The sequence below is a fragment of the Halobellus sp. GM3 genome, assembly GCF_052545375.1.
The window spans coordinates 80941-94907 of record NZ_JBQWLT010000006.1 but is presented as its reverse complement, the minus strand read 5'-3'; the positions used below and the strand labels follow the sequence as shown (position 1 = coordinate 94907).

Annotated in this window: 10 protein-coding genes and 1 pseudogene; 5 read left to right on the top strand and 6 right to left on the bottom strand. The window is 67.6% G+C overall.

The window, feature by feature from the left end; translation table 11 throughout:
- Positions 1-77: 77 nt before the first annotated feature.
- Positions 78-2066 carry a MutS-related protein gene (locus tag ACT3HL_RS10915; RefSeq protein ID WP_445086864.1) on the bottom strand — a complete coding sequence of 663 codons (1989 nt, stop codon included), beginning with the start codon at positions 2064-2066 and terminating at the stop codon, positions 78-80.
- A 140-nt stretch (positions 2067-2206) separates the two neighbouring features.
- A complete protein-coding gene (locus ACT3HL_RS10910; protein ID WP_445086863.1) occupies positions 2207-3766 on the bottom strand; it encodes an amidase in 1560 nt (519 codons plus the stop codon).
- A gap of 113 nt (positions 3767-3879) precedes the next feature.
- On the opposite strand from ACT3HL_RS10910, the gene ACT3HL_RS10905 reads away from it, so the two are divergent.
- Both ACT3HL_RS10905 and larE read left to right on the top strand, forming a co-directional pair.
- On the top strand, positions 3880-5097 hold the full coding sequence (locus tag ACT3HL_RS10905; RefSeq protein ID WP_445086862.1) for an ABC transporter substrate-binding protein: 1218 nt from the start codon (positions 3880-3882) through the stop codon (positions 5095-5097).
- 72 nt (positions 5098-5169) lie between these two features.
- Positions 5170-6114 (top strand): ATP-dependent sacrificial sulfur transferase LarE, encoded by a 945-nt coding sequence (gene larE, locus ACT3HL_RS10900; protein ID WP_445086861.1) that lies wholly within the window; start codon positions 5170-5172, stop codon positions 6112-6114.
- 640 nt (positions 6115-6754) lie between these two features.
- Here larE and ACT3HL_RS10895 read toward each other — a convergent pair.
- Positions 6755-8173 (bottom strand): annotated as a pseudogene (locus tag ACT3HL_RS10895) (twin-arginine translocase subunit TatC); the annotation flags it as partial.
- Between the two features lie 140 nt (positions 8174-8313).
- A complete protein-coding gene (locus ACT3HL_RS10890; RefSeq protein WP_445086860.1) occupies positions 8314-8889 on the bottom strand; it encodes a metallophosphoesterase in 576 nt (191 codons plus the stop codon).
- A gap of 168 nt (positions 8890-9057) precedes the next feature.
- On the opposite strand from ACT3HL_RS10890, the gene tatC reads away from it, so the two are divergent.
- From tatC to ACT3HL_RS10875, 3 genes are all read left to right on the top strand, one after another.
- Positions 9058-11346, top strand: coding sequence for a twin-arginine translocase subunit TatC (gene tatC / locus ACT3HL_RS10885; protein ID WP_445086859.1), 2289 nt, complete (start codon positions 9058-9060; stop codon positions 11344-11346).
- Between the two features lie 225 nt (positions 11347-11571).
- Positions 11572-11745 carry a ribbon-helix-helix domain-containing protein gene (locus tag ACT3HL_RS10880; protein WP_445086858.1) on the top strand — a complete coding sequence of 58 codons (174 nt, stop codon included), beginning with the start codon at positions 11572-11574 and terminating at the stop codon, positions 11743-11745.
- Positions 11738-12451 (top strand): queuosine precursor transporter, encoded by a 714-nt coding sequence (locus tag ACT3HL_RS10875; protein ID WP_445086857.1) that lies wholly within the window; start codon positions 11738-11740, stop codon positions 12449-12451. Before ACT3HL_RS10880 ends, ACT3HL_RS10875 begins: the two co-directional genes overlap by 8 nt.
- 91 nt (positions 12452-12542) lie before the next feature.
- Here ACT3HL_RS10875 and ACT3HL_RS10870 read toward each other — a convergent pair whose 3' ends face one another.
- A complete protein-coding gene (locus tag ACT3HL_RS10870) occupies positions 12543-13325 on the bottom strand; it encodes an SAM-dependent methyltransferase (RefSeq protein ID WP_445086856.1) in 783 nt (260 codons plus the stop codon).
- A 107-nt stretch (positions 13326-13432) separates the two neighbouring features.
- Positions 13433-13921 (bottom strand): hypothetical protein, encoded by a 489-nt coding sequence (locus ACT3HL_RS10865; RefSeq protein WP_445086855.1) that lies wholly within the window; start codon positions 13919-13921, stop codon positions 13433-13435.
- Between the last annotated feature and the right edge of the window lie 46 nt (positions 13922-13967).

Below are 13967 nucleotides of genomic sequence, written 5' to 3'. Positions count from 1 at the left end.
GGGGTCGTCGCGACCCGACCTGTTCGCGACCCGACCGTTCCGACGGCCCGCCGCGCGTGCCGGTCGAGAGCGAGCGGTCAGAACTTCTCCAACAGCCGGTCGTAGAACCCCGAGTCGTCCCCGTCGGCGAGCTTCTCGACGATCAGCTCGGGCGTCGAGCGCGCGAGGTGGTCTTTCACCGGCGAGCGGTTCACCACGAGTTCGCCGTCTTCCAGTCCGAGCGCTTGGATGCCGTCGACGGCGACGTCGAAGTCCGCGGCCTCGCGGATCTCGTCGGCCAAGTGAGAGACGAAGACGGCCGTCGCGGCCTGCTCGTCGAGCGCCTCCAAGATCCCGGCAACGATCTTCGCCGACGCGCCGGGTTCGGTGATGCTCTCCAGTTCGTCGACGAGGACGAGCCGGTTCGCCTCGCCGTCGGCGAGTGCACGGAAGTCCCGAAGCGTGCTCTCGAAGGCGCCGGCGTCGAGCGTCCCCTGCGTCTTCGCGTAGTAGTGAAGCTCCGAGAATCGTTCGAGTTCGACGCGCTCGGCCGGGACGGGCAGGCCCATCTGCGCGAGCACGACCACGAGCGCGACCAGATCCAGCGTCGAGGTCTTCCCGCCCGAGTTGACCCCCGACAGCAGCGTCGCGCCCGACACCCGGTAGTCGACCGAATCGACGTCTCCGAAGTCGACGTCGAGCAGCGGCGAGCGCCCGCCCTCGATCTCGAATCCCCGATTCCCCCCGGATTCCCCGCCGACGAACTCCGGGAGCGTGCAGTCGAAGTCGTCGGTGAACCGCGAGACGGCGAGTTCGACGTCGAGTTCGAGCGCGTCGCCGAGGAGCGACTCGACCGGCTCCCGCAGCGCCGAGAGGTCCGCGGCGAGTTCGCGTTTCAGGCGGGCCGCGCGTCGGTCTCTGCCGGCCTTGAGCTCCGTCCGGAGCCGGGAGACGACCGACTCCCCGTGCTCGACCGGGAACGAGGGATCGTCGGGGAACGCCCGCTCGGCGAAGTCGACCTCCTCGGGCCGGAGGTCGAGGGCGTCGACGAGGTGCTCGCGCGCGGTCGCAACGGCGGCGTCGTACTCGTCGTCGAGTTCCCGGTCGAGCAGCGAGTCGACGCGCGCGCCCTGCTCGACCAGCGAGAGGAAGTCCGTGCCCTCGATGGTCACGTCGCGCTCGCGGATCGCCTCGCGCAGGCGGTCGTTGGCGACGGACTCGGCGGTCGCGACCGTCGCGTCGAGGTCGTCGACGGCGTTGACGAGCCGATCTAACTCCGCGTCGCCGACGACCGTGCCGTCGTCGTCCAGCCTGTCGAGGGCGTCCCGGAGCTCGTCGAGGTCGCAGGGCGGGTCCAGTCCCGCCGCGTCGTGGACGGCCGCGGCGGCGAGGATCCGCCCGCGGTTCTCCGCGAAGAAGGCGAGCACACGCTCGGGAACGATCTCGTCCGGGCGTTCGAGGGCGTCGGGCCGCACGCGCACGTCGCCCTCGACGTCGACGCCGGCGAACCGCTCGTCGAGCGCGACGACCGTCGCGTAGGAGCGCGCGAGCTCTGCGAGCCCGCGGGCGTCGTCGACGACCTCGACGGAGAGCTCCGGGAACGCCGCCTCGGCCTCGGCGTAGCGCTCGGCGTCGACGGTGGCGAGACAGCGGTCGCGGACCCGGCGCGTCGGCGCCGGCGCGAGCGGTTCGACGCCGGAGAGGGCCTCGAGCACCGCGGGGTCGGGATCGCGATCGGTCGCCCGCTCGACGAAGGTGCGGACCTCCTCGATCCGCGAGGCCGACCGCGTGGGGTAGAAGGTGGCGACGCGCTTTGCGGCGTAGTCGGTGACGGTCCGCGCCCGCAGCAGGCCGAGCACCGATTCGTACATCTCCCGGGCTCGGTCGGTCGCGAGGAAGTCGCCGCCGTCGCCGTGCCGGCGGCGGATCGCCCCGCGGGCGACGGCCGCCGCCCGCCCCTCGGAGATCCCGGGCGCGCGAGCCAGCGTGGCGACGTCGCCCTCTCTGAGCGCCCGTTCGGCGTCGTCGAGTTCCGACAGCGCCGCCGCCGTCTTCTCGCCGACCCCCGGGATGGCCTCGAACTCCATTCGAGGATGCCTTCGCTCGCCATTCGACAAAACGTTACGGGTGTCGGCGACGGAACTGTGTGGTCCGGCGTGCACTCCGCGGGCGGTTCGTAGCGTTTCCCGCGTTTGAACGTCTCGCGACGGTCAGCCCTCGCGAGAGCCTACCGCGACTGCCAGTCGACCGCGTTCTCGAACGCGTTCGCGGCGGCGATCAGCGTTTCTTCGTCGAAGTGCGCCCCGACGAGCATCAGGCCGACCGGGAGCGATCCGACGGTCCCGCAGGGGACGGTGATCGCCGGGTGGCCAGTCAGATCGAAGAGACACGTGTTGGCGATGATCGGCGGTTCCCGCGCGAGCTGTTCTCCGCGGCTCTGGTCCGCGTGCTGCTCGTACGCGGTGAACGCCATCGTCGGGAGCGCGAGCACGTCGTACTCGTCCAGCAGCTTGTTGAACCGCCGTTCCGATTCGAGCGCGAGGTTACGCCCGCGAGCGTAGTATGAGTTGTTGTACTCCTCGTCGAGATATGCACCTGCGAGGAGCACTCGCTTGATGCTCGGCGGAAGATCGTCGGGGCGCGCCTCGGTGACCTTCCCGAGGACGTCGACGAGACCCTCCCACTGCCACCCGTTGTGATTCGATCCGGTCCCCGCCTCCTTGAACATCCGCGATCCGCCTTGGAGCCCGAGCGCCTCCCAGATGGCGATCGACGCCCTGTGAAGCGCCATACTCGTTTGCTCTGTCTCGGCTCCCTCTGCGGCGAGGACGTCGATCGCATCGCGGACGCACTCGTCGACCGCCGGGTCGGAGAACTCCCAGCCGAACCCCTCGGCTAAGACTCCGACCGAGAGACCGTCGACGGATTCTCCGAGTGCATCGGCGTAGGGCTCGCTCTCGACGCCACGGGGCTGTCTCGGGTCCATCTTCAGCCCTTCGTAAACGTCCTCGCCGGCGATCGCTTCGAGCGTCGTCGCGACGTCTGCGACAGACGTCGCGATCGGTCCGGCGTGATCGAGGCTCATATCCAGCGGAAGAATCCCGGTGTAGGGGACCAACCCGTGCGTCGGTTTGAGCCCGACGACCCCACACCACGAACTCGGAATGCGGATCGACCCCGCTTGGTCACCGCCGATCGCGATGTCGCACTCGCCGGCGGCGACCGCCGCCGCGCTCCCGCTCGAAGACCCTCCCGCCAAGTGGTCGTCGTCTCGCGGATTCGTCACCGGTCCGAAGTCGCTGGTACTCCCGCTCCCCGAGAACGCGAAGCTCTCTTGGTTGAGCTTCCCCGTGATCGTCGCACCTGCATCGAGCAGCCGCGTGACCACCGTCGCGTCGATTCGGGGGACAAATCCCTCGAGCACCCGGGACCCGGCAGTGAGTTCGTACCCCGCTAGCGCGACGTTGTCCTTCAGTGCGATTTCCTTGTCGTCGAGCGGTCCCTCGGCGGCGCCTTCGACTCGTCCCTTGGTGATCCAGATGTTGTGCGGGTTCGACTTGGGATCCGGACGGTACCCGGGCTCTCGGTCCGTGTACTCGATTTTGTGGGGACCGAACTGCGGTGTCGGCAGCCCGTGCAACTGTTCGAGGCCGTCCAGCGTCGCGTTCACCACGTCGTGATAGTCCGCTAGCTCCGCTTCGTTCAGAGAGAGGCCAACGGAATCGGCGATCGCCTCGAGTTGCTCTTTCGAGGGCCGGTGTATCGCGTTCGTGTCGCTGTGATACATACCGTACTCTTCTGAGACCGACGATATAAATCCCGACGCGCGGTTGGCCCTCACGATACGGGTACAGCGACGACACAGTTATTAACGCCGACCGCCCCGAAAGAGACACGAGTATGCCGTATCAAAACACACGTCGACGGTTTCTGCGATCCGCGGGTGCGGTGGGGGCCGGGCTGGCTCTCTCCGGGTGCCTCGGCGCGACGGGCGGAGACGATGACACCGTCTCGATTGGCGCTATCGCGGGGCTGAGTGGGCCCTTTGCACCGTGGGGCCGCAGCAGCCTCGCCGGAGCCCAGTTCGCCGCCCAAGAACTGAACGACTCCGCGGACTTCGATCGAACCGTCGAGATCCTCGAGGGAGACTCGGGGAGTGACCCCAGCGAGGCGGCGAATCTGTTCGAGCAGTTCGCGTCTCAGGGAGCCGTCGGAATGGTGGGGATGACGTCGAGCGACGTGATGCTCCGGCTCCGACAGCTCGCCGAGCAGAACCAGATCCCGCAGTTCGTGAACACGCCGGGGACCAAAGAGCTCCTCCCTGAGGGGACCCGCTTCACCTTCCGGATGAACCTCGGTTCGATCCATATGATCCAGCAGGCACACGCCGAACTGATCCAAGAGCGAGGATACGAGCGGATCGGGGCGATCGTCGCCGATTACGCGTGGGGGCGAGCGAATCAGCAAGCCATCGAGGAGTTCATCCAACCGCTCTCCGGCGTCGAAACGCAGGTAGAGGTCGCGCCGGTTTCGACCAGCGATTTCACGTCGTATCTCCGCCGTATGCAGGAGTTCGAGCCCGACGTGATGATGACGTCGGGGCACCCGCCGGGTGCGGCACCGATCGCCAGCGGGCAGTTCCAACTCGGTGTCGATCCCGAGATCACACTCGGCGTCGCGCAGCCGGCCCCCATCTGGTGGGACGTTCTCGGCGAGGACGTCTTCCGCGGCATCGTCGAGTGGAGCCCGTTCGATCCGACGAGCGACGCGTATCTCGACTTCGCCCAGCAGTTCTACCAAGAGCACGAACGATACGCCGATCAGTTCGTCGGCGTCGGCTACAGCGCCGTGAAGCTGATCGCGAACGCCATCCAAGAGTCGGGGTCGACGGATCCGGCCGAGATCACCGAGACAGTCCGCTCGTCCTCGTATGAGACGTTCTTCGCCTATCCCTTCAGCTTCACTGACTGGGGCGAACTCGACCAGAGCCGCCTCGTCTTCACGGAGTTCGCCGAGGGACCACCGGCGCGGGGCAGTAACCCGGACGCGTCGTGGCACTTGGAAGCGATGGCGACGACCTCGCGGCTCGAGCCGCCGGAGCCGCCGCAGTCCGAGTGAGGCCGAACGCCGCCGTCTACGGCGGCCGTCCGACGACAACGCGCTTTTGCCACTGCACCCGGTAGAGCGCGTATGCGAACCGAGACGGACGCGGACGTCCGGACAGACACCGATTCCGACAGCGCGAGGGGGGCCACGGAGCCGGATACGGAGGCGAAGGCGGCCGCCGCCCGCGACTCCCTCGCAGAGCGCGACGGCGTCCTCGTGGCCTTCTCCGGCGGCGTCGATTCCGCGGTCGTCGCCGCGCTCGCACACGACGCGCTCGGCGACGACGCGGTGGCCTGTACAGCTAAGTCCGAGACGCTCCCGGCGGCGGAACTCGACGACGCCCGCCGCGTTGCGGGCGAGATCGGAATCCGCCACGAGATCGTCGAGTTCTCCGAACTCGACAACCCCGATTTCGTCGAGAACGACGGCGATCGGTGCTACCACTGCCGGACGATGCGCCTCGGCCGGATGTACGAGGCCGCCCACGATCTCGGAACCGAAACGGTCTGCGACGGTACCAACGCCTCTGATCCCGGCGAGAGCCACCGACCGGGGCTGCGCGCGGTCGAGGAACTCGACGTTCGCTCGCCGCTTCTGGAGCACGGGATCGGGAAAGACGAGGTCAGAGCGATCGCCGACAACTACGGCCTCTCGGTCGCCGAGAAGCCCTCGATGGCGTGTCTCTCCTCGCGCATCCCGACCGGGCTGGAAGTGACGGACGAACGGCTCACGCGCGTCGAGAAGGCCGAGCGCGTGCTCAGGGAGTGGGGGTTCTCGCAGTTCCGCGTGCGCGATCACGACGGCCTCGCCCGCATCGAGATCGCCGCCGACGAACTGGAGGCCGCGCTGAATCACGACTTCGTCGTCGCCGCGCGCGAACGCCTCGCCGAGCTCGGCTTCGAGCACGTGACCCTCGACCTCCACGGCTATCAGACCGGAAGTGTCAGTCCGAGCGACGGCGGGGGAGACGACGGCGACCCGGTCGTCGGAAACGTCTTCGAGGCCGACTACCCGACCGCCGGCGAGTGAGAATGAGTGCGTGGTCTCTTACCGGTGCTCACCACACCGGGCCGGTGAGCGCCGATAAATAGGTACAGCAGTCGGTATGATGCCGCGCCGGCAGCCGATAGTCGGGTCGGAGCGTCGTGACCTCGGTTCTGGCCGTTCGGCCGGTTATGAGGTGACAGCCGACAGTTTAGGCCGCACGATCTTCGCGGGACGCGAGCAGGAGGCGAAGCGCCTCGTAGCCGAGCACCAGCCCGACCGCGATCCCGCCGGCCAGCGCCGGGTAAAGATTCAACTCAGTGGCCCACCGGAGGACGGCCGGATCGGGGCTGCCGAGATAGCCCACGACGACGGCGAGCAGCCACACCGGGCGGCGGACGTTGCCGACGGCGAGACTGACCCGCAGCGTCCGACGCGAGCGGCCGTAGCGGCGTAGGAGGAACGACACGAGTTCGAACACACCGACGAGGCCGCCAGCGATGATCAGGGGCGTGTACACCGCGAGGTCGTTAGCCGCGAGCGCCTCGACGGCTATCGAGGGAAGAAGGCCGTAATAGCCCGTCGGGGCCGGCAGGGGGCTGAGGAGGTAGCCGACGAGCGCCGCGAGCACGGCGGCGTGGGGGCGGCGGGCCGCCAGTCCCTCGGCGGTGGGCGCCAGCGACCCCCTCGAGGTCCACCGCAGCGCGAACAGCGTCCCCTCGAAGAGGACGATCATCGTCGCGCCGATGATGATCGGCGCCATCCCGGTCGGGTCGGGGCTGACGAGGAACGCCAGTCCGAGGAACGTCCCCCAGAAGAGCAGGCGACGGGTTTCGAGCCACCGCCGCGTGACGAGGTTCATCATGATCGCCAGCATCACGAACAGCGGGATCTGGAAGATGACGGCGTTGTAGCCCATCAGGATCAAGATGAGGTTGAACGTCTCCTTGAGTCCGAACGCGACGACCGCCGTGCCGGTGGTGTAGGAGGTGAAGTACGCGAAGATCGCCGGCAGGACGATGAAGTGCGCGAAGGAGATCCCGACGAACGCGAGCACGAGGCTCGTCGGCACCGCCGCGAGGTAGTACCGCCGCTCTTTCGCGTACAGCCCCGGTCGCATGAACAGGTACGTCTGGTAGACGAACGCCGGGAGACCGACGATGAGCCCGCCGAGCGCGGCGACTTTCAGCTCCGTCAACAGCAGTTCGAGCGGGCCGTACAGCCGCGGTCGGCGATCGACCATCTCCGGCGCGCCGGGGATGTGCTTGTTCCAGAGGAAGTCGATGACCTCCGTGGAGCTGATCATATCCAAGCCGAACGCGGAGTTGAGGAGGTCCGAGCCGGGGTACAAAAGCAGCGTGACGATCCCGCCGATCCCGAGGACGACCGCCAGCCGACGGACCATCTCCTCGATGTGATCCGCCAGCGGCATCTCCTCGTCGCTCTCGGGACCCTCGCCCGCGATCCCCTCGTCAATGAGGGGGTCGGGGGACTCGACGTCGCCGGTCCCGGCGGCTGCGTCGCCGACGCTCGCCGGCGCGCCGCCGTCCGTTCCGGGCACCGCGTCGGCGTCGACCGCGTCGCTCGGTCCGGTCTCCGCGTCGGGCCAGAGTTCGTCGGTGTCGTCGCCGGCGACGCCGGAGTCGGGCTCCTCAGACTCCTGTTCGGTCTTGGATTCGGATCCGGAGTCGGACTCCTCAGACTCCTGTTCGGTCTCGGATTCGGATCCGGAGTCGGACTCCTGTTCGGCTTCGGATTCTGACTCTTCGGCCTCGGACTCTTCTCCGCCCGAACCGGCACCGCCGTCAGCGCTGTCTTCGGTGGGACCGTCGCTCGGGGACGCCTCAGATCCGTCGCCCCCGTCGTCGACGGATTCGTCGTTTTCCGTGGGTTCGTCGCTGTCGGCGGTCTCGACATCGGGAGCGGGTGCCGAGTCAAAACTGGATTCGGAACCGGATTCGGTGTCGGGGTCCTCACTGTCGCCGGCAGCGGATCCGCTCGCGGTCGACGCGCCGCGCTCGGCGTCGTCGCCCGTCGAAGAATCGGTCGCGGACGCCTCCGAATCCGCAGACGTCTCCGCTTCGCGCTCCGAGTCGTCGCCCATTCACCAGAGATTCACCGCCCGGTTCTTATAGGCCTTTCCGCATTGTTCCGCCGGCGGAGATCGCTCCCGTCGATCGGAGAGCGCACGACACCGTCGGGTCGTCATCTCGTCCGGTGGTCCAGCGGTCCAGTTCAGTGTGTCTAGAGAGAATTCGCCTCTCCGTCGACTGCGTCCTCTCGCAACCGAAGGCGATCTCCGGGGGCCGCCGCCTCAACGAGGTCGGCGATAACGTCCAAGCCGATCGGCCGGTACCCGAGGACCTCGGCGCTGACGTTCACGCGTTTGTCGTCGTACGCGAGAAACGGGAACCGTTCGAGGTCGTTGTTGTGGATGTGGCCGTGGATCACCCAGCCGTCCCAGGCGTCCGGCACGTCTTCGGGGCGGTGAGTACAGTAGAACGAGTGGCCGCGGCGTTCGAGGACGCAGGCGTCGAGCACCGGGAAGGGCGCGGCGTCCGGGTCGAGCCCGACGTCGTGATTGCCGGCGATCAGGAGATCGCCGCCCAGTTGCTCGAAGTACTCGATCGTCGTCCGGCCGTCGCGCATATCCATCGCGACGTCACCGAGGTGGACGAGCACGTCGTCGACCCCCACAGTCCCGTAGTGCCGATCGAGCAGCGCGTTGTCCATCGCGCCGACCGAGGTGAAGGGTCGGTCGCAGTAGTCGATGATGTTGGAGTGGCCGAAGTGGTGATCCGAAATCAGGTATCGGCCCATAGCTTCGCTTACAGATCCGGGGCGGAGACAAAAAACCAGGGTTTCGCGGACACGCGGCGGGATCAGTCGCCCGGCCGTCGAACCCGTCGCCGCGCGGTTATTCGAACCCTCCGCCCGCGTCGGCGCCGGTCGAAAAGATTGATAACTGCGAACGGGCTCACTTCACCTATGTCTAGCGCGCTCGACGAGGACACCAGAGAAACGCTCGACGCGGGCCGCGAGACGGCCGGCGCGATGCTTCGAGCCGCGCAGAAGGACCTCCAGAAGGTGTTCATCTTCTTTTTGGTCGGCTTTCTCGGCACGTTCTACGCTCTCCGGCTCTACATCTGGGACTTTCTCAAGCGGATCACGCGAGCGCAGATGTCCGCGCAGGTCGACGGCGAGGTGTCGATCATCGCGCAGACGCCGTTCGACGTCATCCTGTTGCAGGCGAAGATCGGGCTCGTCGTCGGCGTCGTCCTCGCCCTTCCGGCGTTTATCTACTTCTCCCGCGACGCGCTGAAAGAGCGCGGGCTGTGGCCCAGCTCGCCGGTTCCGGTCTGGCAGCTCGCGTTGATCCTCCTCGCGATGGCGACGCTCTTCGTCCTCGGAGTCGCCTACGGCTACTTCGTCTTCTTCCCGTTCACGTTCGCCTTCCTCGCGCAGAACGCCATCGCGGCGGGCTTCTCGCCGACGTACTCCATCGTCAAGTGGGCGCAGTTCATCTTCCTGCTCACCGCGTCGTTCGGCCTCGCGAGCCAGCTTCCGCTCGTGATGACCGGTCTGTCGTACGCCGAGATCGTCCCCTACGAGACGTTCCGCGACAAGTGGCGCCACGCCGTCGTCGGCGTCTTCGCCGTCGGCGCGATGTTCACCCCGCCGGACCCGTTCACGCAGATTATGTGGGCGATCCCGGTGCTGGCGCTCTACGGGGTCAGCCTCTATCTCGCAAAAGTCGTGACCACCGCTCGCCGCGGGAGCGAGAAGATGGACGTGAAAGCGAGCGTCCGGGCGCACTGGAACGCCATCGCCGGCGTCGGCGTGCTCGGCGGCGCGCTCGTCTACGCGTTCTTCGAGTACGGCGGCGTCGGCTACGTCAACGACGCGCTGGCGATGATCGGCAGCGATTACGTCGTCTACGCGCCGTCGTCGCTCGCCGTGCTCGGCGGGTACGCCCTCCTCGCCGCGCTCGCCGGCGCGGTCGTCGCCGTCGGGTACTTCGTCTACTATGACCTCGACGACCTCGCGATCGTCGAGGCCGGCGTGGGCGATCCCAGTGCGATCGACCTCGCGGACCTCGACGCGGCCGGCGTCCGCGCCGCTCCCCCGGAGGTGTTCGAGTCGATGAGCGAGGACGAGGTGATGGCCGCCGCGGGCGACGCCCTCGACGCCGGCGAGAAGGAGAAGGCGCGAACGATCGTCGACCGCTTCGACGCGGTCGACGCCGCGGCAGGGGACGGCGAAGACACCGAGGGCGGTAGCGAGGACGCCGCCGAATCGGACGCATCCGGTAGCGGGTCCCAGAGCGCCGCCGGGGGGCGATCGGCGACGGGATCGATCGGCGATCGGGCCACACGCGCCGGAAACGCGTTCTTCGACGCGTTCAGAGGGGACAGTGACGCGTCCCCTGCGGCGGACGACGGCACAGGCGGCGACGACGCCGACGGCACCGTCGCGATCGCCGACGAGGAAGACGACATCGGCGGCTACTACACGGACCTCCAGTTCATCCTCGAATCGGTCACCTCGAACGCGTTCCGTCTCGTCGGGGTCTTTATGCTCGTGCTCGCCGGCACGTTCGGCTGGCTGTACACCGGCGGGATCAAGCGCGTCTACGAGGACTTCCTCAGTCGGCTGCCGGCGCAGGTGACGCCCGACGAGGTCCTCAACGTCGTCGCCCTCCACCCGATGGAGGCGCTCGTGTTCGAGGTGAAGTTCTCGACGATCGTCGCCGCCATCGTGACCGCGCCGCTTCTCGCGTACTACGCGTGGCCGGCGCTCAGAGAGCGAGACATCGTCCGGCACCGCCGACGCGCGGTGTTCGTCTGGACCGGGACGCTGGCGGTCGGCCTGCTCGGCGGGTTCGTCCTCGGCTACACGACGATTGCGCCGACGGTCATCTCGTGGCTGGTCAACGACGCCGTGTTGGCGAACATGGTGATCGCCTACCGCATCACCAACTTCTTCTGGCTCATCTTCTTCACCACCGCGGGGATCGGCCTCCTCGCCGACGTGCCGATCCTGATGATCTTGCTCAACAGCACCGGCGTCGGCTATCGGACGATGCGGGGGCGCTGGCGGGAGGTGACCGTCGGCGTCCTCGCCTTCGCGGCGGTGTTCACCCCCGCGGACGTCCTGACGATGTTCCTCGTGACGATCCCGCTGATGGTCGCCTACGGCATCGGCCTCGGCGTCCTGTTCGTGCTCACCCTCGGTGGCCGACGGGATCTCTCGCCCGCTCGCGGCGCGGACGTGTGATGTGGGCTTGTGTTCCCGCGCCGCGATGACCGCGGTCCTCCGAGACCGGAAGACCGCTACAACGATTCTGCGGTGGCGACGTTCGTTCACGCGTTAATTGCGTTCGACGCTGCGGCGTTCGGCTGCTGTGGCTACTGGGGCGGCACATCGGTCGTCGACCGTGTCTCTTCGAGAACCGACGTCGCGAGAGCGAACGCATAAATATTCGCGAGAGAATCTCCGAATATGCCCAAAATAAGCGTGGAGATCCCCGAGGAGCTCCTCACCGACCTCGACGAGCACGTCGGGGACGACGGGAAGTTCGTCAACCGGAGCGACGCGGTCCGCGCGTCGATCAGGAAGACGCTGGACGTACTGGACGAGATCGACTCGCGACACGGGCGGCTCGACGATGAGTGAGACGCGCTCGCAGGCCGGCCGGATCGCGCTCGTGGCGCTCTTCGTCACCGCGCTGACGACGGCGCAGTTGACGGCCTCGAAGCTGCTCGCGTTCGATCTCCCGGTCGAGTTGCCCGTTACGGGCGCGAGTATCATCCTCCCCGGAGCAGCGCTGGCGTACGCGCTGACGTTCTTCGCGTCGGACTGCTACTCGGAGCTCTACGGCCGCCGCGCGGCGCAGGTGATGGTCAACGTCGGCTTCGCGATGAACTTCGTCCTCCTCGCGCTCGTCTGGAGTACGATACTCGCGCCGGCGGCGAACCCCGAGGCGGCCGGACAGTACCGCGCGGTGCTCGCGCCGGGTACGAACATCGTCCTCGGCAGCCTGCTCGCGTATCTCGTCAGCCAGAACTGGGACGTGCTCGTCTTCCACCGCATCCGCGATGCGACCGGGTCGTCGATGCTGTGGCTCCGAAACATCGTCTCGACGGCGACGAGTCAAGCGATCGATACGGTGCTCTTCGTCGGCGTCGCGTTCTACGTCGCCCCGCGGCTGCTCGGCTTCGGCGACGTCCTCCCGGTCTCGGTGATCCTCGGACTGATCGTCGGCCAGTACCTCCTGAAACTGCTCATCGCGCTCGTCGACACGCCGTTCGTCTACGCCGTGGTCGCGTTCTTTGGCGGGTCCGAGATCGACCGCGAGGAGAACGCCTGGGCGACCGACTGAGGGGTCGAGACGTAAACGGCCGACCGATCGGTATTCTCAGAGGAATATCACGGCCGCTCGGGAAGAGAGGCCTTCCCACGGGGTGAGAATATTAGGCTTCGTCCCCGTCGACGACCTCGGCGAAGCCGAAGTTCGACTTCACGTCGGTGACCCGGACGCGCACTGAATCGCCCGTCTCCGTTTCCGGAACGAAGAGCGCGTACCCGTCGATCTTGACGACGCCGTCGCCCTCGCTGCCGACGTCGTCGACGACGACGTCGAGTTCGTCGCCCTCGCGAACCGGTGCCGTAACGCGGTGTTTGCCCACCAGATACAGCTCCGAGGAGGAGTCCCGCGAGGCGTCGGGGCGGATCGAACGGACGTACTCGAACTCCGCTTCGACGTCGCTTCGGAGCTCTTCGAGGTCGCGACCGTCGAACACCTTCGCGACGAAGTCGCCGCCGGCCGGCAGTAGGTCGAGTGCCACCTCGAAGGCCTGCCGAGCGAGGTGGACCGAGCGGGCGTGATCGACCGAGTACTCGCCGGTCATGTTCGGCGCCATGTCGGAGATGACGACGTCCGCGCCCTCCTCGCCGATCCGTTCTCGGAGCTCGGATTTGGTCTCCTCGTCGGTCATGTCCCCGCGGATCGTCTCGACGTTCGCGGCGTCGATGTCGCGGATGCGCTGGAAGTCGACGCCGACGACGGTGCCCGTTTCGCCGACGGCCTCCGAAGCGACCTGCAGCCACCCGCCGGGGGCGGCCCCGAGGTCGACGACGGTGTTGCCGGGGCCGAACAGGCCCGCCTCTCGGTCGAGTTGCTTCAGCTTGTACGCCGACCGAGCCCGGTAGCCCTCTTGCTTCGCGCGGTTGTAGTACTCGTCGCGACCCGTCATGCGTCTCCCACCGGATCCCGTCCGCCGTCCCGTGCGGGACCCACCGTCGAATTCGCGTTCATACGTTTCTGCAGGGGGCCGACCGGGAAAGGCACATCGGATGGCCGTCAGTTCGACGCGGCGTCGCCGGCGGGCCCGCCACCGGAGACGAACTCAGAGTAGAACTCCACGGTGGTGCGGACGAGCACCCCGACGACGGCGGGGAGGCCGAACGCGACCACGATGAACAGGAGCCCGATCGCGCCCGGGCCGGCCATCGGGCCGTCGGGAACCATCGCGATGGCTCCCGCGATACCCGCGAGCGTGAGGACCGCCGCGGCGGCTTCGACCGCCCGAACGAGCGTGTAGGCCGGGCGGACTACGCTCTGGACGGCCAGCGGGTCGTCGGACCGAACCGCCCGGTACCCCGCGACGAGCGTCTCTCCGACGACGACGAGCGCGAGCGCGACCGCGACGACCGGGAACCAGAGGAGGGCCGTGAGCTGCTGGTGGGGGAGGACGCCGAAGAGCCCGAGGCCGCCGAAGACGAGGACGGCGAGGGCGACGGCGAACTTGAGCGTCTGGAGGGGCCGGGCGGCGAGGGCGGCGCGGATCATATCGCAATCGGTGCGTTCCGGCGCGGGCGTGATAAGCTTTCAGCGG

What these genes read in the sequence shown, in the direction of transcription:
- larE (WP_445086861.1), top strand. Translation starts at nt 5,170, where the DNA reads ATGCGAACCGAGACGGACGCGGACGTCCGGACAGACACCGATTCCGAC.
- tatC (WP_445086859.1), top strand. Translation starts at nt 9,058, where the DNA reads ATGTCTAGCGCGCTCGACGAGGACACCAGAGAAACGCTCGACGCGGGC.
- ACT3HL_RS10875 (WP_445086857.1), top strand. Translation starts at nt 11,738, where the DNA reads ATGAGTGAGACGCGCTCGCAGGCCGGCCGGATCGCGCTCGTGGCGCTC.
- ACT3HL_RS10870 (WP_445086856.1), bottom strand. Translation starts at nt 13,325, where the DNA reads ATGACGGGTCGCGACGAGTACTACAACCGCGCGAAGCAAGAGGGCTAC.
- ACT3HL_RS10915 (WP_445086864.1), bottom strand. Translation starts at nt 2,066, where the DNA reads ATGGAGTTCGAGGCCATCCCGGGGGTCGGCGAGAAGACGGCGGCGGCG.
- ACT3HL_RS10865 (WP_445086855.1), bottom strand. Translation starts at nt 13,921, where the DNA reads ATGATCCGCGCCGCCCTCGCCGCCCGGCCCCTCCAGACGCTCAAGTTC.
- ACT3HL_RS10880 (WP_445086858.1), top strand. Translation starts at nt 11,572, where the DNA reads ATGCCCAAAATAAGCGTGGAGATCCCCGAGGAGCTCCTCACCGACCTC.
- ACT3HL_RS10890 (WP_445086860.1), bottom strand. Translation starts at nt 8,889, where the DNA reads ATGGGCCGATACCTGATTTCGGATCACCACTTCGGCCACTCCAACATC.
- ACT3HL_RS10910 (WP_445086863.1), bottom strand. Translation starts at nt 3,766, where the DNA reads ATGTATCACAGCGACACGAACGCGATACACCGGCCCTCGAAAGAGCAA.
- ACT3HL_RS10905 (WP_445086862.1), top strand. Translation starts at nt 3,880, where the DNA reads ATGCCGTATCAAAACACACGTCGACGGTTTCTGCGATCCGCGGGTGCG.